Origin of the sequence: Terribacillus halophilus (assembly GCF_900162685.1) — a bacterium.
GTDB lineage: Bacteria > Bacillota > Bacilli > Bacillales > Amphibacillaceae > Terribacillus > Terribacillus halophilus_A.
Genome location: NZ_LT727827.1, coordinates 728959 through 750199, shown reverse-complemented (window position 1 = coordinate 750199; position 21241 = coordinate 728959). Strand labels below are relative to the sequence as shown.

Annotated in this window: 14 protein-coding genes and 11 tRNA genes; 16 read left to right on the top strand and 9 right to left on the bottom strand. The window is 44.3% G+C overall.

Annotation, left to right across the window (positions count from 1 at the left end; genetic code table 11):
* Positions 1 to 104: 104 nt before the first annotated feature.
* Positions 105 to 179: transfer RNA gene (locus tag B1K52_RS04805), tRNA-Asn, on the top strand.
* 3 nt (positions 180 to 182) lie between these two features.
* Positions 183 to 255 (top strand) — tRNA-Thr (locus tag B1K52_RS04800).
* A gap of 192 nt (positions 256 to 447) precedes the next feature.
* Here the strand turns inward: B1K52_RS04800 and B1K52_RS04795 are convergent.
* The 5 genes from B1K52_RS04795 to B1K52_RS04775 all read right to left on the bottom strand — a co-directional run bounded on the left by B1K52_RS04795 (position 448) and on the right by B1K52_RS04775 (position 5632).
* Positions 448 to 639, bottom strand: a complete 192-nt coding sequence (locus B1K52_RS04795; protein ID WP_077305818.1) for a hypothetical protein — start codon at positions 637 to 639, stop codon at positions 448 to 450.
* Between the two features lie 132 nt (positions 640 to 771).
* On the bottom strand, positions 772 to 2409 hold the full coding sequence (locus B1K52_RS04790) for an FAD-dependent oxidoreductase (RefSeq protein WP_077305817.1): 1638 nt from the start codon (positions 2407 to 2409) through the stop codon (positions 772 to 774).
* A gap of 12 nt (positions 2410 to 2421) precedes the next feature.
* The gene (locus tag B1K52_RS04785; RefSeq protein ID WP_077305815.1) at positions 2422 to 3720 is read right to left on the bottom strand and encodes an arsenic transporter; all 1299 of its coding nucleotides are present in this window, start codon (positions 3718 to 3720) and stop codon (positions 2422 to 2424) included.
* A 13-nt stretch (positions 3721 to 3733) separates the two neighbouring features.
* Positions 3734 to 4081 (bottom strand): ArsR/SmtB family transcription factor, encoded by a 348-nt coding sequence (locus B1K52_RS04780; RefSeq protein ID WP_077305813.1) that lies wholly within the window; start codon positions 4079 to 4081, stop codon positions 3734 to 3736.
* Positions 4082 to 4435: 354 nt separating this feature from the next.
* Positions 4436 to 5632 (bottom strand): cation:proton antiporter, encoded by a 1197-nt coding sequence (locus tag B1K52_RS04775; RefSeq protein WP_077305811.1) that lies wholly within the window; start codon positions 5630 to 5632, stop codon positions 4436 to 4438.
* 182 nt (positions 5633 to 5814) lie between these two features.
* On the opposite strand from B1K52_RS04775, the gene B1K52_RS04770 reads away from it, so the two are divergent.
* Positions 5815 to 6531: a YebC/PmpR family DNA-binding transcriptional regulator gene (locus tag B1K52_RS04770; protein ID WP_077305809.1), complete on the top strand. Its 717-nt coding sequence runs from the start codon at positions 5815 to 5817 to the stop codon at positions 6529 to 6531.
* A gap of 561 nt (positions 6532 to 7092) precedes the next feature.
* Complete coding sequence (locus B1K52_RS04765) at positions 7093 to 11415, top strand: S8 family serine peptidase (RefSeq protein ID WP_077305807.1); 4323 nt, start codon at positions 7093 to 7095, stop codon at positions 11413 to 11415.
* A gap of 123 nt (positions 11416 to 11538) precedes the next feature.
* On the opposite strand, the gene B1K52_RS04760 is transcribed toward B1K52_RS04765, so the two are convergent.
* From B1K52_RS04760 to gabT, 3 genes are read right to left on the bottom strand one after another with little or no spacing between them, the layout of a single operon-like run.
* The gene (locus B1K52_RS04760) at positions 11539 to 12924 is read right to left on the bottom strand and encodes an NAD-dependent succinate-semialdehyde dehydrogenase (protein ID WP_077305805.1); all 1386 of its coding nucleotides are present in this window, start codon (positions 12922 to 12924) and stop codon (positions 11539 to 11541) included.
* Positions 12908 to 14305 carry an APC family permease gene (locus tag B1K52_RS04755; protein ID WP_077305803.1) on the bottom strand — a complete coding sequence of 466 codons (1398 nt, stop codon included), beginning with the start codon at positions 14303 to 14305 and terminating at the stop codon, positions 12908 to 12910. The genes B1K52_RS04760 and B1K52_RS04755 overlap by 17 nt, the downstream gene beginning before the upstream one ends.
* Before the next feature lie 12 nt (positions 14306 to 14317).
* Positions 14318 to 15625 (bottom strand): 4-aminobutyrate--2-oxoglutarate transaminase, encoded by a 1308-nt coding sequence (gene gabT, locus B1K52_RS04750; protein WP_077305801.1) that lies wholly within the window; start codon positions 15623 to 15625, stop codon positions 14318 to 14320.
* Between the two features lie 108 nt (positions 15626 to 15733).
* Here gabT and gabR point away from each other — a divergent pair, with 108 nt between their 5' ends.
* Entirely contained in the window at positions 15734 to 17137 is a 1404-nt protein-coding gene (gene gabR, locus B1K52_RS04745; protein ID WP_077305799.1) for a MocR-like transcriptional regulator GabR, read from the top strand.
* Between the two features lie 47 nt (positions 17138 to 17184).
* Here gabR and B1K52_RS04740 read toward each other — a convergent pair whose 3' ends face one another.
* Positions 17185 to 18573, bottom strand: a complete 1389-nt coding sequence (locus tag B1K52_RS04740) for an NAD-dependent succinate-semialdehyde dehydrogenase (protein WP_077305797.1) — start codon at positions 18571 to 18573, stop codon at positions 17185 to 17187.
* A gap of 317 nt (positions 18574 to 18890) precedes the next feature.
* On the opposite strand from B1K52_RS04740, the gene B1K52_RS04735 reads away from it, so the two are divergent.
* The 11 genes from B1K52_RS04735 (at position 18891) to B1K52_RS04685 (ending at position 21126) form a co-directional block, all read left to right on the top strand.
* Positions 18891 to 18962 (top strand) — tRNA-Glu (locus B1K52_RS04735).
* Positions 18963 to 18969: 7 nt separating this feature from the next.
* Positions 18970 to 19045 (top strand) — tRNA-Val (locus B1K52_RS04730).
* A 102-nt stretch (positions 19046 to 19147) separates the two neighbouring features.
* Positions 19148 to 19223 (top strand) — tRNA-Thr (locus tag B1K52_RS04725).
* An 8-nt stretch (positions 19224 to 19231) separates the two neighbouring features.
* A tRNA-Tyr gene (locus B1K52_RS04720) sits at positions 19232 to 19317 on the top strand.
* 7 nt (positions 19318 to 19324) lie between these two features.
* A tRNA-Gln gene (locus tag B1K52_RS04715) sits at positions 19325 to 19398 on the top strand.
* Between the two features lie 29 nt (positions 19399 to 19427).
* Positions 19428 to 19500: transfer RNA gene (locus B1K52_RS04710), tRNA-Lys, on the top strand.
* A 35-nt stretch (positions 19501 to 19535) separates the two neighbouring features.
* Positions 19536 to 19615 (top strand) — tRNA-Leu (locus B1K52_RS04705).
* 18 nt (positions 19616 to 19633) lie between these two features.
* Positions 19634 to 19708 (top strand) — tRNA-Gly (locus tag B1K52_RS04700).
* A gap of 3 nt (positions 19709 to 19711) precedes the next feature.
* A tRNA-Ala gene (locus tag B1K52_RS04695) sits at positions 19712 to 19784 on the top strand.
* Between the two features lie 129 nt (positions 19785 to 19913).
* Positions 19914 to 20372, top strand: coding sequence for a DUF2243 domain-containing protein (locus B1K52_RS04690; protein WP_373022186.1), 459 nt, complete (start codon positions 19914 to 19916; stop codon positions 20370 to 20372).
* Positions 20362 to 21126 (top strand): cytochrome c oxidase assembly protein, encoded by a 765-nt coding sequence (locus tag B1K52_RS04685; RefSeq protein ID WP_077305793.1) that lies wholly within the window; start codon positions 20362 to 20364, stop codon positions 21124 to 21126. Before B1K52_RS04690 ends, B1K52_RS04685 begins: the two co-directional genes overlap by 11 nt.
* The last annotated feature ends 115 nt before the right edge of the window (positions 21127 to 21241 follow it).

Below are 21241 nucleotides of genomic sequence, written 5' to 3'. Positions count from 1 at the left end.
TGCCGAACACAGTAGTTAAGCTCTTCAGCGCCGATGGTAGTTGGGTTCGCCCCGTGAGAGTAGGACGCTGCCAGGCAATTTTTTTGTATACATATTTATATTGTTCCACAGTAGCTCAGTGGTAGAGCTATCGGCTGTTAACCGATCGGTCGCAGGTTCGAATCCTGCCTGTGGAGCCATTCGCTTCCTTAGCTCAGTCGGTAGAGCACCACCATGGTAAGGTGGGGGTCAGCGGTTCAAGTCCGCTAGGAAGCTTATCACGAAAACCTAGAGTCTTAAGACTCTAGGTTTTTTTGTGTGGATTTGGATACTGTAAATCGTTTTGTATTTATCTGTTTTTCTCGTAGTTAACTTTTATTTATACTCTTCCTTATCAATCTAAAAAGGCCAACTATCTTCACTTGGCCTTTGAATTAATATTAAAAGTAAACTATATATCTGGTGTACTTATAAATCATTATTAGTAAATTCATTCGAATCGATATAGTTCTTCACATCATTCTTAGCACGTTCAGTGGAGTTGGTGTGATGTTCTTTAGGAGAATAGTGACTTTGCTTACGGGTAAGTGTAAGGGCAATGACAGATGCAATGGTGAGCAAACTAAAAAGGGTAAGGATAACAACAAAGATTACTATCATGAGATACCTCCTAATGGGAATGTGATTTCGGAAATTGTGGTATATGCATGTGCTGTTTATGTGTCTCCCAATTCAATCTACATACTTGATATAAACTAAAAAAGCCGCATACAACGTGTATACGGCTTTTCCTTACTGTCGGTATTTCTGATAGTTCTTATTGCCACCAGATAGATTATATACTTCTTCAAATCCCATATTGCGCAGAACGTTCTGTGCTGCGTTACCCGTTACGCCGCTGTTGCAGTAGCAAAGGGTTGGTTTTGATGGGTCGAGTTCTTTTGCCTTTTCCCGAAGCTCTGCTAGCGGGATATTGATGGCACTAGTTACATGTGATGTATCGTATTGCGTTTTTGCTCGGGTATCAATGACTTGGAACTGTTCACCTTCTTTGAGCCTTTCCTGCAGCTGCTTTGGTGTTAGTAGTTTGTTTTGCTTTCTGATGGCGTTATCCAGTGCCATGCCGGTGTACATGACGGGATCTTTTGTTGTGCTGAATGGCGGTGCATAGGCTAGATCCAGGTGAAACAGATCTTCTGCTTTTGCACCAAAAGTCATGGCGGTAACAAATACATCGATACGTTTATCTACACCTTCTTCTCCGATTGCTTGAACACCGAGCAGGCGCCCAGTAGCTCGATCGGCAATTGCTTTAATGGTCAGTTCTTTACCACCTAAGTAAGGAGCGCGCGCAGGTTTAATATTGTGTAGTGTTTCAATATCGTAGCCATAACGTAGAGCTTCTTTTTCGTTCATACCTGTTTGCGCAATAGCTAGCTCAAATACACGGACTATACCAGTGCCTAGTATGCCGCGGTGGGCAGATGTTCCGCCAGTGATGACATCACCTGCAATGCGGCCCATTTTATTGGCTGTGGAGCCTAGGGGACGATAGATAGGCTTTCCTGTTAGAACAGAGAAGCTCTCGGCTGCGTCACCCACTGCATACACATCCGGCAAGTTCGTCTGCATTTTCTCGTTTACTGCTATTGCGCCTGTTTCACCAATCTCCACACCAATTGATTCGGCTAAGGCTGTATTTGGCTTTACGCCAACAGCCAGGAAGACAATATCAGATGCAATTGTTTCTCCTGTAGAAGTAACAACTTCCGATTGTGTAATACGAGCTGCTTCTTGCTCAAGCAGCAGCTTTACACCATGCGTTTGCAGTGTGTCAGCAATTTGATCAGCTATATCTTTATCCAAGTGCTTCATCACTTGATTGCTGCGCTGGATCAGGTTTACTTTTACACCAAGATGAGTGAGTTGTTCAGCCATTTCCAATCCAATATAACCAGCGCCTATAATAGTAGCTGTTTTTGGCTTTCTGGATTCAATAAACTTATCAATGGCGCCTGCATGCTGGATAGTTCGCACATGGAAGACGTGCTCTAGCTCTGTTCCTTCTATAGCTGGGGTGAGCGGTGTTGCACCAGTAGCAAAAACAAGTACATCATATGTGTCTGTCAATGTCTCCCCAGTATTTAAATTCTTAATCGTCAACTTCTTGCTGTTATGATCAATAGAAACTACTTCATGTCTTGTCTGGATAGAAACATTGTAGCGTTTCTTAAAGAAAGAAGCGTCACGTGGATTGAGTGTTTCTAACTCCTCAACTTCCTCGCCAATAAAATAAGGAATGCCGCAGACGCTGTAGGAGATGTCATAATCTCTGTCATAGATACGGATGTCTGCCTCTTCATTGTTACGGCGTGCTTTTGCTGCGACAGAAGTGCCGGCAGCCACAGAGCCAATAATGCGTATTTTCATCATATCTCTCCTTTAGTGGATAATGCGTAACCAGATATATAATCCTGTTAGAGTTAAGAACATGGTAGGGATAGTTAAAATCACACCTGTCTTGAAATAGGTGCCCCATGAGATTTTGACACCCTTCTGTGTAAGTACATGCAGCCAAAGCAATGTAGCCAAGGAGCCAATTGGTGTGATCTTCGGTCCTAAATCGGATCCAATTACGTTGGCGTATATAAGAGCTTCTTTCAGTACACCAGTTGCATTTGTCTGTGAAATAGCGATAGCGTCAATCATAACGGTTGGCATATTGTTCATGACAGACGAAAGAATAGCTGCAATAAAGCCCATGCCGAGAGTTCCGATAAACAGACCTTCGTCAGCAACATATTGAATGATATCAGCTAGTAAGTCTGTCAGACCTGCATTACGTAAGCCATACACGACAACATACATACCAATCGAAAAGAAAACGATATTCCATGGTGCCCCTTTGACTACTGTCTTTGTTTGCACTGCTGGACTGCGGCGTGCAATAAGCAAAAAGACAATAGCAATAACTCCCGCTACAACGGATACTGGAATATGGATGAACTCACAGACGAGATAACCAATCAGCAACAGTGCTAACACATACCAAGATAGTTTGAACAATTTCTTATCCTTAATTGCTGATCCAGGTTCTTTCACTGTCGTTACATCATAGACAGCTGGTATACGTTTCCGGAAAAATAAATAAAGCACAAGGATACTCGCACCAAGCGAAATGAAATTCGGTACGATCATACGTGATGCATACTCCAGAAAAGTAATATCAAAAAAGTCAGCGGATACGATGTTCACCAGATTACTTACAACAAGCGGTAAGGATGTAGTATCTGCAATAAATCCGCTCGCTATAATGAATGGAAAGACAAGCGCTTCATCAAGCCGCAGCGCCCGAACCATTGCCAAGACAATTGGTGTTAAAATTAATGCCGCTCCGTCATTGGCGAAGAAAGCAGCAACAACAGCACCGAGCAGACAGACATAAACAAACATCTTAGTGCCATTTCCTTTGGCTGCTGCAGCCATATGTAAGGCAGCCCATTCAAAAAAGCCAATCGCGTCCAGGATAAGCGAGATAAGTATAATTGCTACGAAGGCTAGAGTTGCATTCCAGACGATTGTTGTTACTTCCCATACGTCGCTAAGGTCAACGACACCGATTAGCAAAGCAAGAACGGCACCAGCACAGGCGCTATAGCCGATATTGAGATTTTTCGGCTGCCAGATAATGAGTACTAGAGTAACGAAAAAAATAAGGCAGGCTAAAATAGTGGTGATCATTTGTGTATTGCTCCTAACTGCAAGTAATTGCTTCTGCTTTGTGCCGAAGCTGTACAAGTTGTTCATCTTGCGCGTCCAGCTGTGCCAAGACACTTTTTACGAGAGCACTTTGCGGACAAGAAGGATCGAATTGATAGTAGCGCCATTGTCCGCGCTTTTCTTCTATAACAAGACCAGCTTGCCGGTACTTGCGCAAATGCTGGCTCACAGCTGGCTGGCTAATGTCAAACATCTCAACAAGCTCACAGACACAGTATTCCTTCTCCGTCAGCAGCTTTAATAACAACAGTCGTGTTGGATCATGAAGAATCTTTAAGGTTTCCGTTAGAGTTCCAGTACTTAAGGATTGTGTAGTTGCCATATGCAAGACCTCCTTTCTCTGTCAGTATATAAGCAAATTGTTATATAAAGCAACCATTATATATTAAAGTATAGGAAAGATGTTGACGTAGTATTGTGGTAATAAATGAAAGACGAGACACAAGTAAATGAAGAGAGGAGACGTTCATATGATCCTAAATAAAGGCGGTAAACTGAGTCCGGAATATTTTTTTCTTATTTAGAACTAGTAATGAACTCCAGGCAATGCAGTAGAGCAGACGCCTACCAGATTGTTTTTTCTCGGTTGTTTGACCAAGATACAAACAAACTTGGCTCTGATAGCTATCAAGCTTTTGAAACAGCATACAAGCAGTTCAGCAAGAAGTCGGAATCCTTATGAGGATCCCGACTTTTTGAGAATCAGAGAAAGCGGATAGATAATAATGGTCTGCAGGACGAGCGATAGAAGTACGGCACCGAATGAGAGTGACAATATATAATGATCGGCAGATAGTTTCGTTTGCAGTGTTAATAAAAGTACAATGCTCATGGTTCCTCTTACACCAGCAAATGTTAGGATGGTCGCACCTCTCCAAAAAACAAGCTTACGCCATTTCTGCTTTGGTAAAGCAATTAATACTAATACAACGAATCTTACTGCTATAGATAGTAAGAAGATTAGCAGGAATAAGCCGAAATGCTTCCATTGGATATATTGCATGGACACAATACCAAGTACGATGAAAACTAAAGATAAGATGGTTGGCTCAATAATATTCCAGAAGCCACCCTGAATACGGCGGCTTTGTTCCTCATCATCCGTCTTCTGCAATTCATAAGAGAACATGATACCACTTGTCACTGTGGCCAATACCCCGGAAAAACCGAAGATCTCCGCCAAATAAAAGCTTCCGTAAGCAACGATAATACTTACCATTACCTGATAGGTGTGATTCTTCAGGATATGAATATTCTTTGATAAAAGCCAGCCTAATACAAGGCCGATTAAGATACCGCCTAAGGATACTGTTAGAAATTCCTTCATCAGATGCAAAAAGGAGAAGGACTTTCCTGCTGTATACATAGTAGAGACAATCGTGAAGATGACAACACTTGTACCATCGTTAATCATAGATTCGCCCTCTAAATTGGCTGTGTATTTCTTATTGATATCTGATTCCTCTAAGACTGATTCTACGGAAACGGGATCCGTTGGTGTAAGAATAGAGGCAATTACTAATGCGCCGATTAAGGAAATCGTAATAAACAATGAGCCTATGCTCCAGACAGCCAAGCCGAGCAGTAAGACTGTGATAAACAATCCCAGTGTGCTTAAAAGGCCGAAAAATGGTCCGAATCTCTTTATAGATTTGAACGAATAACGATAAGCCGAGATAAATAATAGTGCTGGCAGGAAGCCTTTGTAGATTAGTTCCCGGCTGATTGTCACCTCTGAGAAATAAGGTATGAAGGATAGAATAACCCCTGTTATAACTAAAAGCAGCGGAACAGGCAGCTTCTGCTGTTTCTTATCCAGAGAAAAGAAAATGTAGCCTATTGCTAGAAAGATGATTAAATGATCTGGTGTCATGGCCAGCCGCCTTTCTATATTTCCTGTATTGGTTCACTTTATTACATAACCGGAATACGACGATGTTAACCACTCTTGTCGAGTAACCCTAGTTTTAGTACACTGCGTTTTGCGTTATAATGGTAACAGCAATTATCATTTCACAAACAGTTTTAAAATAGATTGAAAGAGAGTGTTCATCAATGGGACGTAAATGGAACAATATCAAAGAGAAGAAAGCTTCAAAGGATGCCAATACGAGCAGAATTTATGCGAAATTCGGCCGGGAGATCTACGTTGCAGCCAAACAAGGCGAACCAGATCCGGAGGCGAACCAAGCGCTGAAATTTGTATTAGAGCGTGCAAAAACGTATAACGTGCCAAAAGCAATTATCGAGCGTGCAATCGAGAAAGCCAAAGGCGGCGGCGAAGAAAATTACGACGATATGCGTTACGAAGGTTTCGGTCCGAATGGCTCTATGATTATTGTCGATGCACTGACAAACAACGTAAACCGTACAGCGCCAGAGGTTCGTGCTGCATTTGGTAAGAACGGTGGTAACATGGGCGTCAGCGGCTCCGTTGCTTACATGTTTGATGCAACAGCTGTTATCGGAATTGAAGGTAAATCCTCAGATGAGGTATTAGAAATTCTAATGGAAGCAGACGTTGATGCGCGTGATATCCTTGAAGAAGATGAGGCAGTCATCGTGTATGCAGAGCCAGATCAATTCCATGCAGTACAGGAAGCACTTAAGGGAGCTGGCATCGAAGAGTTCACGGTTGCAGAGCTTTCCATGCTGGCACAAAACGACGTGACACTTGATGCGGAAACGCAGGAGCAGTTTGAGAAGCTAATCGATGCGCTTGAAGATCTTGAGGATGTGCAGCAGGTTTATCATAATGTCGATTTAGGTTAAACAGGAAAAAGCTTAGAGCCATATAGGCATTCTAAGCTTTTTTTGTTTATAGGTCTTATATCCTGTTTCTTTAAATTCAATGGATGATATTTAGGGAATATGCCGACTATAAGCCTTCTTCTAGAGAAAGTATCGCAACAGTTTCGTTAGCTTCCTAATTAAAGAAAACATTCCCAAGATTAAACAGCCTATCATGCAGAAGCACAATTCTGTTGAGAAATAATCATTAACTATGCACAAGTTGAGGAAGGTAATCTTCGTTACTTTACAGTCTGTTCATCCATGTTCAAGGACCATCTTCCGGTGACTATAGTTGCTTTTCCTAACTTTTCAGAAACTCTCACTCTTAATTAACTGAAAATTATTACTATTATCACGCAGGATTTCTGTTCTTCTATGTATATGCTCCCCTTTTTCCCGCCTTCTCTTCCCGAAACCGACATATTCTCGTAAGCTAGTCTATAACATCTGAGCGATTTTACACAATCTGTCATTTTGGCGAACGGAGGTGCAATTGTTTCTGGCAGGAAGCTATCAATTAAAAAAGGAGCGAGTGAGAACATGCAGAAACGTATGACAAAGTGGCTCAGTATCTTGGCGGTCGGAATTTTCCTTTTGTCTTTGTTTTCTCCTACAGCTTCACGAGCACAGTCTTCTGAGCGAACTTCTGTGAAAGCGAGTGAAGGTGTAGCTGCGAAAGTGGACAAAGATGTTACATCGCAGTTCAAAGCGGATGACCAAGTGACATATTTGGTGAAGCTGAAGGATCAGGCGAATACGAAGAAAGCTGCTGAAATAGCAGTTGAGAAGGCGCAAAAGCAGTCTGCTAGTCTTTCAGCAGAAGAGACGAAGCGGATTCAGAATTCTGCTGTTGTAAGTAATTTGCGTGCTACAGCAGATGCTTCTCAAGCGAACTTGCTGGATTATTTGAAGCAAGCGAAGGATAAGGGAGTTGTAAAAACGTTCGATGCTTATTACATCGTGAATGCATTGAAGGTCACGAGCACAAAAGGTGTTATGGAGGATTTGGCTGCTTCGGAGGAAGTGGAAAAAATTCTGCCGAACAGAGAGCGTAAAATCCTTGAACCAACGAAGGCTGAAGAAAAGAAGGTTGCTGCTTTAGCTGAAGAAGTGGAAGCGTGGGGTGTAGAAAGAATTGGAGCACCTGCAGTTTGGCAAGAAACAGGACTGGATGGTTCCGGTATTGTGATTGGCGGTTTGGATACCGGTGTTCAATATGACCACCCAGCGTTATTAGAAAAATATCGCGGTTATAATCCTGCTGATCCGGATAATGTGACGCATGAATTTAACTGGTATGATGCGGTTGATGGAGAGGCTGTCCCGTATGATGACCTGGATCATGGTACACATACAATCGGTACAGCAGTTGGTGCAGCAGCAGATGACTCTGCTGATATCGGTGTAGCGCCAGGTGCGAAGTGGATCGCGGTAAAAGCGTTCCATCCAGATACTGGCCAAGGTCAGACAACAGATGCTATTCTCTTGGATGCAGCTGAATGGATGCTGGCTCCTAAGGATGAAGCAGGTACGCCGCACCCGGAAATGGCGCCTGACATTATCAATAACTCTTGGGGCGGCGGTCCAGGCCTGGATGAGTGGTACCGGGATGTTGTACAGTCATGGCGGAATGCGGGTATCGTACCTGTGTTTTCTGCAGGGAATGACGGCGATGGAGACGCGACAGTATCTGCACCTTCCAACTATCCAGAGTCCATCTCTGTAGCGGCTACGGATAGCGAAGATGGATTAGCTAGCTTCTCTTCCCGCGGACCTTCTCCATATGAAGGGGAAATCAAGCCAGATATTGCAGCGCCAGGGGTGAACATTTACTCCGCTGTCAGCGGCAGTGATTATAGTGCTGCATTTAGCGGAACATCAATGGCAGCTCCGCATGTGAGTGGTGTGATTGCGTTACTTTTGCAGGCCGATAGCTCGCTCACTGTAGATGAGATTGAGACAATTTTGTATGACACAGCGGAAAGACAAACAAGCAGTGACTATCCAGATGAAATCAATGAAGGCTTCGGTCATGGAATTGTGAATGCTTATTTGGCTGTGTCCTCCATCGCTTCCGGTGTTGGTGAGATTAACGGAAGTGTTTATCAAGATGGGGAGGACCAAGAAGCGGCAGTTATAAACCATGAAGCAATTGCAGAAGTGTATCAAGGTGTAGCAACGCCGCTCACTGCAACCGTAACGGATAATGTGAGTGCTGATACGGTGACACTTCAATACAAGAAAGATGGAGGAGAATGGCAAACAGTTGAGGCGTCGCTTGTGGATGGAAATGCAGCAAGCGGAACATATCAAGCAGTACTGCCAGCGGAAGCGACAACAGGTTCTGCGTTAGTTTATAAATTTGTTGCGACAGACTTCGGTGGTAACACGTCTGAGACGGATGTATATAACGTGGAGCTGCTTACACCATTAACTGTAGGGTATACGCAGGATTTTGAAGAAGAGCCGGCTGGCTGGACATCATTTGGCGATCAGAATTCCTGGGAATGGGGAGCTCCAGCTGCCGGACCTGAAGCAGCAGCTTCAGGTGAGAAGGTTTATGGTACAGGTGCTTATTTAAACAATAGCGATGCCACTTTGCTTGCTCCGCCGGTGGCAGTACCAGAAGAGGGAGAAACATACTTGCAGTTCCAATCATGGTTTGATTTAGAGACGAACTATGATTACGGGCATGTTGTTGTATCGACAGACAAGGAAAACTGGGAGCAGGTAGGTTCATATAATGGCGCGAATGGTGATTGGTCAGCAGATCAAGTGAATTTGAGTGATTATGCTGGACAGACAGTTTACGTTGGTTTCCATATAGAGTCGGATGGTAGTGTCAGCAAGCAAGGCTGGTATATCGATGATGTAGCCATCTCGGACACTTCCAATGCATCCGCATCTATAATGAAAGGCACGAAGAAGGTAAAAGAGGATGCTAAGCAAATAGCAGAAAGTGCGAAGGGTAAGAAAAAGGTGAAGGCGAAAAAACTCGCTCCAACACCAATCCGAAATGTACAAGGCCCAACGCTGCCAGATGGGCAGGCAGATAATTCAGAAATAAGCCCTACAGCGTTGCCAGTTGATGCGACGGTAACGGTACAGGAAACAGGACGAAGCGTACAAACAGATCCAGCAGACGGCAGCTATCGTTTATTACAGGCGGCAGGGGACGTCACATTGGAAGCTTCCGCATATGGCTTCCATTCCAGCTCAGCTCCTGTCACTGTTTCTGAGGGGACAGCTGTTACACAGAACTTCACGTTAGACCCAATTGCAGAGGGGACGGTAACAGGTAAAGTCACGAATGCACAGACTGGGGAAGCCGTTGAAGGAGCAAAAGTTTATGTTGTAGAAGATGCTGCCGTACAGCCAATTGAAACGGATGAAAACGGCGTATATACGCTCTCTGCTTATGAAGGAACATACACACTTAAAATTACAGCCGCATCCTTTAAAGGGACAGAGCTGGAAGTAACGGTGACAGCGGATGAGACAGCGGAGAAGAACGTTGAACTAGAGCCATTTATCGGCTTCGCTGGTGAAATTGGCTATGACGATGGCACAGCTGAGAATGCAAAAGCTTATTATGATGCAGGTAATGGCTGGGCAGTGAAATTTACGCTGGCAGAAGGACAATCTTCTGCGCTTGTGACGGGCGGCTTGTTCCGATTCTGGGATGAAAGTTTCCCAACACCAGGCGGCACCGATTTTGCAGTCGAGATATATGATGATTCCGGAGAAAACGGCGCGCCAGGTAAGAAGCTAGCCGGACCAATAGCTGGCGAAGCACTGCGTAACGGAGAATGGACGCAGGTGGATCTGTCCGGAGAAGGCGTAGTAGTCAATTCTGATTTCTATATCCTTTACGTACAAACAGATGCCAATCCAAATACTCCAGCGTTGGCATTAGATGAAAATGGGGAATTCTCTAATCGTAGCTTGCAATACGTTGGCGGAGAGTGGAGTCCTGTACCTGAAGCAGAAGGCAACTATATGATTCGTGCGCTTGTTGACTATGAGGCAGAAGCGCCAGTAATTACATCTCCTGCACCAGATACAGTTACGAAAGAAGACAAAGTGACGGTGGAAGGAACTGCTTCACCAAGGGGATCCATAGAAGTCAGCAATAACGGAGAGGTTGTTGCGTCGGTTGAGGCAACAGAGCAAGGGACATTTGCAGCCGAAGTAGAGCTGACGGAAGGGGAGAACAGCCTAACAGCTGTGACGAAGCTAGAGAACGGGAGCACTGCACCGTCAGAAGCCGTTACGATTATTCGTGATCAAACAGCACCTGAGCTGAACATTACAGCACCTGAGGATGCTAGCAAAACGAACAAGGAGACTGTCACCGTTACTGGTACAGTGGCAGATGATTACTTGGATAAGGTGAAAATTAATGGTGCGAAAGCAGAAGTGAAAGAAGACGGTACATTCTCCAAGCGTATTCTGTTGGAGGAAGGTACAAATGAAATAAAAGTAGTTGCAACAGACCAAGCAGGCAACAAAACGAAACAGGTGATTAATCTTGAGGCAGATTACACAGCGCCAGTGCTGAAAAATGTGCAGCCAGCTCAAGATACCAGCTTGCAGCCTGGGGAGACCGTTGTCATTTCCTTCGAGTCAGAGCCTGGACTGGAAGATGCGACCTTCTATTTGAAGGCGCCGCTAACGAATTTCCGAACAACAGCACAAGCAACGGAATTACCGATGCGTGAGACAGAAGATGGCCATTATGTAGGCTACTGGACAGCAACTTCTTCTGCGAAACTGGATGGAGCAGACATTGTTGTGAAAGCAACAGATGCATTTGGTAACGAGACGGAAGCAACAGCGTCAGGGAAGGTATTTGTAGAATAACAAAGAAGAGGCTGAGGCATAACTGTTTAAGATATACAAAGATCCAAACAATGCTGCTGTTAATTGCAGTATTGTTTGGATCTTTTTGCATTGGAGATGAGAGCATTTTGGGCCAAGCCCTTCTTATATGCCGATTGAAATATATTTTGTTTCTAGATAAGGCTCAATGCCTTCTATCCCGCCTTCGCGGCCGACACCGCTTTCCTTCATGCCGCCAAATGGAGCTTGCACAGCGGAAGGACCGCCGTCATTCCAGCCGATAATCCCGTATTTTAAGTTCTCAGCGATATACAGACCGCGGCGATAGTTTTCGGTAAAGAAATAAGCAGCCAAGCCAAATGGTGTGTCATTAGCCAGACGGATTGCTTCGTCAATGTCAGAGTAAGTTGTGATTGGTGCAACGGGTCCGAATGTTTCTTCGTGCATGATAGTCATGTCATCCGTTACTTGGTCCAGAACAGTTGGATTAACAAAATAAAACCCCTTTTTCTCGTCTGAAAGATATGTTCCCCCTGTACAGACGACAGCACCTTTTTTCTGAGCATCTTCGACTTGGGAAACAATTTTATCGAAACCTTTTTTATTGATGATTGGTCCAATATCCACTTCCTCGGTTCCTACACCGACTCTCAATTCGGAGACTGCATTAGTGAATTGACGGACAAATTCTTCTTTAACGGAAGTATGTACCAAGAGTCTGTTGGCACATACACAAGTTTGCCCAGCATTTCGGAACTTGGATGCAACAGACTGTTTGACTGCGTGCTCTATATCAGCATATTCATCAACTATTAATGGTGCATGTCCGCCGAGTTCCATAGAAACATGCTTGATAGAATTAGCGCTTTGTTTCATTAGCTGTTTTCCAACAGGCGTTGAACCGGTAAAGGAAATCTTGCGAATAAGAGGGTGCTTCGTAAATAGCTTCCCAATCTCTTCACCATTCCCATTAACATATTGCATAACATCTTTTGGTATACCAGCTTCATAAGCCAGTTCCACCAAACGTATAGCCGTCAGGGGTGTATCAGGTGCTGGTTTTATTAAGAATGTACAGCCCGCGGCTAATGCGGGTGCAGCTTTTCTTGTAATCATTGCCGCAGGAAAGTTCCAAGGTGTAATCGCTGCGACGGGACCGACAGCCTCGCGTGTGACGAGCATACGCTTATCAGTAGTAGAAGCAGGGATAGTGCGGCCGTACACACGTTTAGCTTCTTCGGCGAACCATTCGATATAGCCGGCAGCGTATACTACTTCACCTTCTGCTTCTTTCAATGGCTTGCCGTTTTCAGCAGTCATTAAGGCGGCAAGTTCGGACTTGTTTGCTAAAATTAAATCATACCATTTACGTAATAAGGAACTTCTTTCCGCAGCACTCGTTTTCGACCATTGCAGAAACGCGGTGTGAGAAGCAATAATTTTCTCTTCAATCGCTGACAGTGAGTCTGTTTCGACATCGTCTATAAAATCGCCGGTGCCTGGGTTATATACTTTAAGCGTGTTTGTCATTGCCGATACTCCTTTCCGGTGATGAAGCTTCTTGTTTACGATTTGTTATTGCATAAAGAACAAGGCCGATAATTGTCCAGCCGATTAGCATTATCCATTCGTAAGGCCACACCAGGGCAGCTGGCATTCCAGGTAGGTAAAAACTAAGGAATAAAAAGCTCATAACGACAGCCCCAAATCCGATTGTGCGCCAGTATTTGATTTTATACGGCCTTTCCAGGTCTGGCTCCATTTTTCGTAAACGAAGGAAGGCGAGTGCCACGAGCACATAACCCACGATCATACCAACTCCTCCAGCATTAACGATCCAGACAAGGGCAGGGCGGCCGAGTAATGGCGCGAAAAATGCCAGAGCACCAAGAAATAGAATGGCATTCGTAGGAGTACCGTACTTTGGGTGAATGTACATAAACCAGACTGGAATCATCTTTCGATCTGCCATTGCATATAGAATACGGCTGGCACCGATAATGAAGGCGTTCCAGCTGGTAATGATACCAGCTACACCGCCAATTACCAGAATGGTGCCAAATACTTGGCTGCCAAATAGTACTGCCATGGCATCAGCTGTTGCCAAACTGGAATTTTCTAATTCTGCTTGAGGAAGAGCTGCTGACACACCATATACAATCAATAGATAAAATAACACAGCACAAACGATAGAAATCATTAAGATGCGTGAAATAGTCTTGGCGGGTGCATCTATTTCCTCGGCAACCTGTGGAACAACATCGAAGCCAACAAATAAGAATGGCACCATGACAAGTACAGTAATTACACCAGCTGTACCATCCGTGAAGAATGGCTGTAAATTGGCTGTGTTGCCATTAATCGATGCACCAAACAACAATAGAATCGCTGTTGCAATCATGAGTATGGTAAAGACCGACTGGAAGATTGCTGCGGGCTTAGCGCCGATGTAATTAAGGAGGGTCAGTAAAAGAGCGCCGCCTGAACCAATCAATACCCAGGTAGTATAGACAGGCCATTCATTTAATGTCCAAAGGTGACCGACGTGATTTACTGGCACAACGTAATCAATGACGGTCGGTAACGCCACAGCTTCAAACGTAATAACTGTTACATAACCAGCAAGAACGGACCAAGCTGCAACGAAACCTAGTTTTCTTCCATAAGCGCGATTAACGAAAACTAAGCCGCCACCTGTTTCTGGCATAGCAGAAGAGAGTTCGGCATACGTCAAACCGATGAGGCAAATAAGTAATCCTCCAATTACAAAGGCAATAATACTGCCGAGAAAGCCGGCGTTGATAATCCAATCTCCAGATAAAACAACCCAACCCCATCCGAGCATAGCTCCTACTGCGAGAAAAATGACATCTGTTTTTGACATCGTCTTCTTTAATTGCTGTTTGGACATAGACAGTCTCCTTTACATGGATTCCAATGCTTCTTCAATAACTTTAAGGCCTTCATCAAGTTGTTCATCTGTAATAACAAGCGGACTGAGAAAGCGAATTACATTTCCTTTGACACCTGCGGTTAAGAGAAGCAGGCCGTGTTCATTGGCATAAGCGGAAACTTTTGAAGCTATGTCTTTATCTGGTTTTTTACTATGACTATCCTTTACAAATTCGATAGCGGCCATCGCGCCAAGTCTTCTTATATCTCCGATAAAGTCGAAACGTTCTTTCCAGCGTTTGGCGGTTTGCTCAATCTTTCCACCGATATGCTCCGCTCTTTCATTCAGGTTCTCAGATTCAATAATGTCCAATACAGCTAGCGCTGCGGCACAGCCGAGCGGGCTTCCGGCATATGTACCTCCTAATTCACCTGGATTTGATGCATCCATCATCTCTGAATGACCTATTACGCCGCTGATAGGTACACCTGCTCCAAGGGATTTTGAGACGGTGATTATGTCTGGCACAACATCAAAATGCTCAATAGCAAAATGTTTCCCAGTTCTGCCGAAGCCAGTTTGGATTTCATCAGCTACAAAAACAATTCCATGTTCTTTACAGAAAGATACTACAGACTGGACAAATCCTTTGGAAGGAACAATAAATCCGCCTTCCCCTTGCACCGGTTCCATCACCACACAAGCAACGGTTTCAGGTGCAACTTGAGATACGAAGAAGTCTTGGAATTGCTCAATCATAAATGCTTCATATGCATCTTCTGTCATACTATCTGGCCGTTGGTAGCTGTATGGATATGGTGCTTGATATACTTCTGGAGCGAATGGACCATATCCGAATTTATAAGGCTTTACTTTACTTGTCATACTCATTGCTAAATTTGTACGTCCGTGGAATCCACGATTAAAGGTCACGACCGCTTGTCTGCCGGTATATTTACGTGCAATCTTCACGGCATTTTCTACAGCTTCTGCACCAGAGTTAAGAAAGATTGCTTTTTTAGGGAATGTACCAGGAGTTATGGCGCAAAGCTTCTCTGCAAGTTCAATATAGGAAGCATACATCATGACGTTAAATCCAGGGTGAGTAAAAGTCTCAGCTTGTTTCTTAATTGCTTCGACTATTTTAGGATGACTGTGCCCAACGTTCATTGTGCCAATTGCACCGGCGAAATCAATAAATCGCTTCCCGTCTTGATCAAATAGGGTGGCTCCTTCTCCTTTGACTGCGATGGATCTATTACTATTGCTGACACCTCGAGCGACATATTTGTCTCGTTTCTGCTGAAGCAGCAATGTTTCGTTTGTTAAAGTTGCCATTCTCCCACATCCTTTTTTGGTATTTTTTTTATTTTCAAACTTTTTCTGTATAATGAAAAGTACCAAAATATTTTTTTTTATGGTACCAGAGGGAGGATGCGTTGCTAGATGCTGCAATTAGACAGAGGGCGGAGTCAAGGTTACTTATATCAGCAAATCTATCAGCAGATAAAACAAGCTATTCTAGAACGGCAGTACAAGCCGCATGATAGACTTCCTTCTAAAAGAGAACTTGCGACGACACTGAGGATCAGTTTGAACTCTGTTAACGCTGCTTATCAGCAGCTTGTTGCGGAAGGCTATCTTTATACACGTGAAAGATTAGGTTTTTTTGTGGAGGAGCTCGATTCATTTTACGTCAAGCCAGAAAAGCAAGATTCGGAGATTCCTCCTCATTTGCTGGAAGTACATAAAACAGAGGGCTTAAAGAAGTGTTTCTCTCATATGAGTGCGGACATTCATATGTTTCCACTGGAAAAGTGGCTGTCCTGTGAGGAACTGGCACTGAAAAAGAACAAGGAGCTGTTGGAGGAGTACATTGATCCTCAAGGCGTATATAGTGTGCGGCAGACAATCGCCCATTTTCTATCGCAGTCACGAGGCGTGCGCTGTTATCCCGAACAAATTGTGCTTGGCTCTGGTACGCAGCTCCTAACTCGCCAATTAACCAAGTTGCTGCCGAAAGACACGACATATGGTTTAGAGGAGCCAGGTTATCAACGCATGTATCAGTTGTTAAAAAGTGAGGATAGAAGTATCACCTCATTAGAGATAGACCGGAAAGGTATTCGAATTGACGCCTTGCAAGAAAGTAAGGCTAATGTGCTTTTCACTACACCATCCCACCAATTTCCGACAGGAGCGATTATGCCGATTTCCCGTCGTATTCAACTGCTCAATTGGGCAAATTCGGCATCGGACCGATATATCGTGGAGGATGATTATGATAGCGAGTATAAATATGACGCAGACTCCATTCCATCACTACAAGGAATGGACGGAGCCTCTCGGGTTATTTACATGGGCTCTTTCTCGAAGTCTCTCTTACCGGGGCTGAGGATGAGTTACATGGTATTACCTATACCGCTTCTGGAGATGTACAGAAAATCATTGCATTTCTTAATGTCTTCTTGCAGTACAATGACGCAACTCACACTGCAGGCTTTTATTGAAACTGGCGAATATCAAAAGCACATCAAGAAATCGACAAAATTATATCGTATACGGCGTGCCATGCTAATCGATAAGCTGCTGGAGAAATTCGGGGATTGTATATCTGTCAAAGGTGAGAAATCAGGGTTGCACTTTTTGGTATCTTTCGAAATAGAAAGAACAGAAGAACAGATAAAGAGGCAGGCAGAAAAGAGGGGGTTGCTGTTATATGGGATTAGCCGTTTTTACAATCAGTCAGACCCAACCCGGAAACCGACACTTATTCTCGGATTTGCCAACATGCGAACAACAGAAATGGATGAAGCAGTAGGGTTACTATGGGAAGCGGTATTTTGCTGAAGGCAGGAGTATAAAGAAGGACCCGTCATCACGACGGGTCCTTCTTCTTATATGCCAATGGAAATATATTTTGTTTCTAAATAAGGCTCAATGCCCTCAATCCCGCCTTCGCGGCCGACACCGCTTTCCTTCATGCCGCCAAATGGAGCTTGCACAGCGGAAGGACCACCGTCATTCCAGCCGATAATTCCGTATTTTAAGTTCTCTGCGATATACAGACCGCGGCGATAGTTTTCGGTGAAGAAATAAGCTGCCAAGCCGAATGGTGTGTCATTAGCCAGACGGATTGCTTCGTCAATGTCAGAGTAAGTGGTGATTGGTGCGACGGGCCCGAATGTTTCTTCGTGCATGATAGCCATGTCATCTGTTACTTGGTCCAGAACAGTTGGATGGACGAAGAAGTAGCCTTTATCGGTATCAGCATCAAAGGTACCGCCAGTAAGTACTTTCGCGCCTTTGGATTTTGCATCATCGATTTGCGCTGCGATTTTATCAAAGCCTTTTTTATTGATAACTGGCCCAATTGCGACATTTTCCTCTGTGCCTTGGCCAACTTTTAAATCAGCTGCAGCTTTCGTGAATGCAGTCGTGAACGCTTCTTTGACTGATTCATGAACGAGCAGCCGATTCGCACACACACATGTTTGACCGGCGTTGCGGAATTTCGAAGACAGGGCATGTTTTACAGCGCGGTCAATATCTGCATGTTCATCGACAATAAGCGGTGCGTGTCCGCCAAGTTCCATGGATACATGTTTCACGCTATCAGCACTTTGTTTCATAAGCAGCTTCCCAACAGGTGTAGAACCAGTAAAAGAAATTTTACGGATATGCGGATGTTCGGTGAAGATCTTACCAACTTTTTCACCGTCGGCATTTGTATATTGGATAACATCTTCTGGAATGCCTGCTTCATGCGCCAATTCTACAAGGCGGATAGCTGTTAGCGGTGTGTCGGGAGCTGGCTTGATAATGAATGTACAGCCCGCGGCTAATGCGGGTGCAGCTTTTCTTGTAATCATTGCCGCAGGAAAGTTCCAAGGTGTAATCGCTGCGACGGGACCGACAGCCTCGCGTGTGACGAGCATACGCTTATCAGTAGTAGAAGCAGGGATAGTGCGGCCGTACACACGTTTAGCTTCTTCGGCGAACCATTCGATATAGCCGGCAGCGTATACTACTTCACCTTCTGCTTCTTTCAATGGCTTGCCGTTTTCAGCAGTCATTAAGGCAGCAAGCTCCTCTTTATTTTCGATCATCAAGTCATGCCAGGCACGAAGCAGCTTGCTGCGATGTGTGGCAGAAGTCTTGGACCAGTCAGGAAAAGCTCGATGAATTTTTTCGATTTTATCATCGATTGTCTTATCTGAATCAATTTGCACTTTCTCAATTAATTCTCCGGTAGCTGGATTTGTTACATCGAAAGTTTGTGTCATTTTGTATACTCCTTTTTCATTTTTTTATAGCAACTGGCTAGCAAATAAATTTTCTGTCTTACAAAAGAAATTATATCTTTTTTTCTATATTCCTGTTTTTGAGGTAAAATATGCAGGGATATAAGAGAATGTTATAGATGCCGAAAACGTTGATATGACGGGGTTTGGATGGCTATATGGGGAAGCAAGAGAGAAGATAAGTTATCTGAAAAAAAAGAAATCTATAAAATAGGTTTACAAATGGTTGCATCCCTGTATATAATAACTCTTGTCAGTTTCGAGTTACGAAAAACGCAACGATGAAAAACAGACAATCTGGCCCGTTGGTCAAGCGGTTAAGACACCGCCCTTTCACGGCGGTAACACGGGTTCGAATCCCGTACGGGTCATCAAGTTGGAGGATTAGCTCAGCTGGGAGAGCATCTGCCTTACAAGCAGAGGGTCGGCGGTTCGAGCCCGTCATCCTCCACCACTTGCTTGATAAAAAAACATTGAAAAAGATGTTGACAAGCTAAACAATAGATGATAAGATATCATTCGTGGCGGTTGAAACAAACCAAATAAATTAATAAATGCCGGTCTAGCTCAATTGGTAGAGCAACTGACTTGTAATCAGTAGGTTGGGGGTTCAAGTCCTCTGGCCGGCACCAGATAGTTTGGAGGGATAGCGAAGTTGGCCAAACGCGGCGGACTGTAAATCCGCTCCCATCGGGTTCGTAGGTTCGAGTCCTACTCCCTCCACCATCTATATTGGGCTATAGCCAAGCGGTAAGGCAACGGGTTTTGGTCTCGTGATCGTTGGTTCGAATCCAGCTAGCCCAGCCATTTGATTTCTTATACAATAGAATGTTTTTGAGCCATTAGCTCAGTTGGTAGAGCATCTGACTTTTAATCAGAGGGTCGAAGGTTCGAGTCCTTCATGGCTCACTTTATAGATCAGTTCTTGTAACTGCTTCTATTACGCGGGTGTGGTGGAATTGGCAGACACGCTAGACTTAGGATCTAGTGCTTCGGCGTGGGGGTTCAAGTCCCTCCACCCGCATCATAATACTTCTGCAGGGCGGAAGTAGTTCAGTGGTAGAACACCACCTTGCCAAGGTGGGGGTCGCGGGTTCAAATCCCGTCTTCCGCTCCACTTGGGGCCTTAGCTCAGCTGGGAGAGCGCCTGCTTTGCACGCAGGAGGTCAGCGGTTCGATCCCGCTAGGCTCCATCCATATAAGTCGTCCAATAGGGCGGCTTTTTTATTTTGCACAGGAGACATACTCCTGTGCTTTTTTTGTTTATCCCAGCATCTCTGGGGAAAAATAGCAGGGGGAGATGTATAACAGGAGGGATGAAGATGGAAGAGAAACTTACATATAATCGAAGGAATAGTTTTTCCGGCGTACTATTTGGCTTTGGTTTAGCAGCATTTGTTGATGAAGCAGTTTTTCATCAGCTGCTGCATTGGCATCATTTTTATGACCTGTCTACTACTAGTTTGGGGTTGATTTCAGATGGCATTTTTCATGCGTTCAGCTGGTTTGCGACAGTCGGCGGCTTATTCTTGCTGGCCGATTTACGCAGACGTAAACAGATGGTACCGATGCTGTGGTTGGGGATGGTCTGCTTAGGAAGTGGTGTTTTTCAAGTGTATGATGGTGTCATTCAGCATAAGATAATGCGGCTTCACCAGATACGTTATGACGTAGATAATCTTTTGTATTATGACTTCGTTTGGAATGGTATAGGAGCAGTGTTAATGGTTATTGGTATATTGCTTGTCTGGTTATCCAGGAGGAAAAAGCATGTACAATGATAAACTGGCTTTAATCATTGCTTTCTTAGCGATACTTGGCTATTTGCTGGGAATGAAATTTTCGGCGAGAAAATTTGAGGCTTGGCCAATTCATCGGCTTCTCTTGTTTGGAAGCGGCGTTGTAGTTGGAGTCCAGGCTCTTGCTGGGCCGGTAGCGATGCATGCGCATCATAGCTTTGTTTTCCACATGATAGGTCATTTGCTGCTTGGTATGCTTGCACCGCTGCTTATCGCGCTATCGCGTCCTATTACGCTGCTTCTGCGTGCGCTACCGCAGAAACACGGACAAACTGTTTCTCACCTATTTCGCAGTATGTATGCTCGTGTTCTTATTCATCCTGTCACTGCGGCAGTATTAAATGTTGGAGGTCTGTGGGTTCTGTACACCACTTCTTTGTACGAATATATGCACCAAGTGAACTGGGTATCGTTCTTGGTTCACGTGCATGTATTTGCAGCTGGATACTTGTTTACGATGGCTATGCTGTATACAGATCCGGTACCTTATCGAAAAAGCTATTTTTTCCGCGCCTTCGTGTTCGTTGGTGCACTAGCAGGACATGGTATATTGTCTAAGTACCTTTATGCAAATCCGCCAACTGGTGTAGAAGCTGATGCGGCAAAAGAAGGGGCAGTACTGATGTATTATGGCGGTGATCTTGTTGATCTTATCTTGATTGTGCTTCTCTGCGGGCAATGGTATCGGGCCGCAGCGCCTCATCACAATTTATCTGCTGGAAAAGCTGCTGAATGATGCAGCTTTTTTTCATGTTTCGCAAAATATTCGGCAAAATACCTCTGTAAACGATTTACAAGGTGTCAAGACACATGTAAACTTAAGGTGTTAAATACTAGAGTATAGAGGTGCT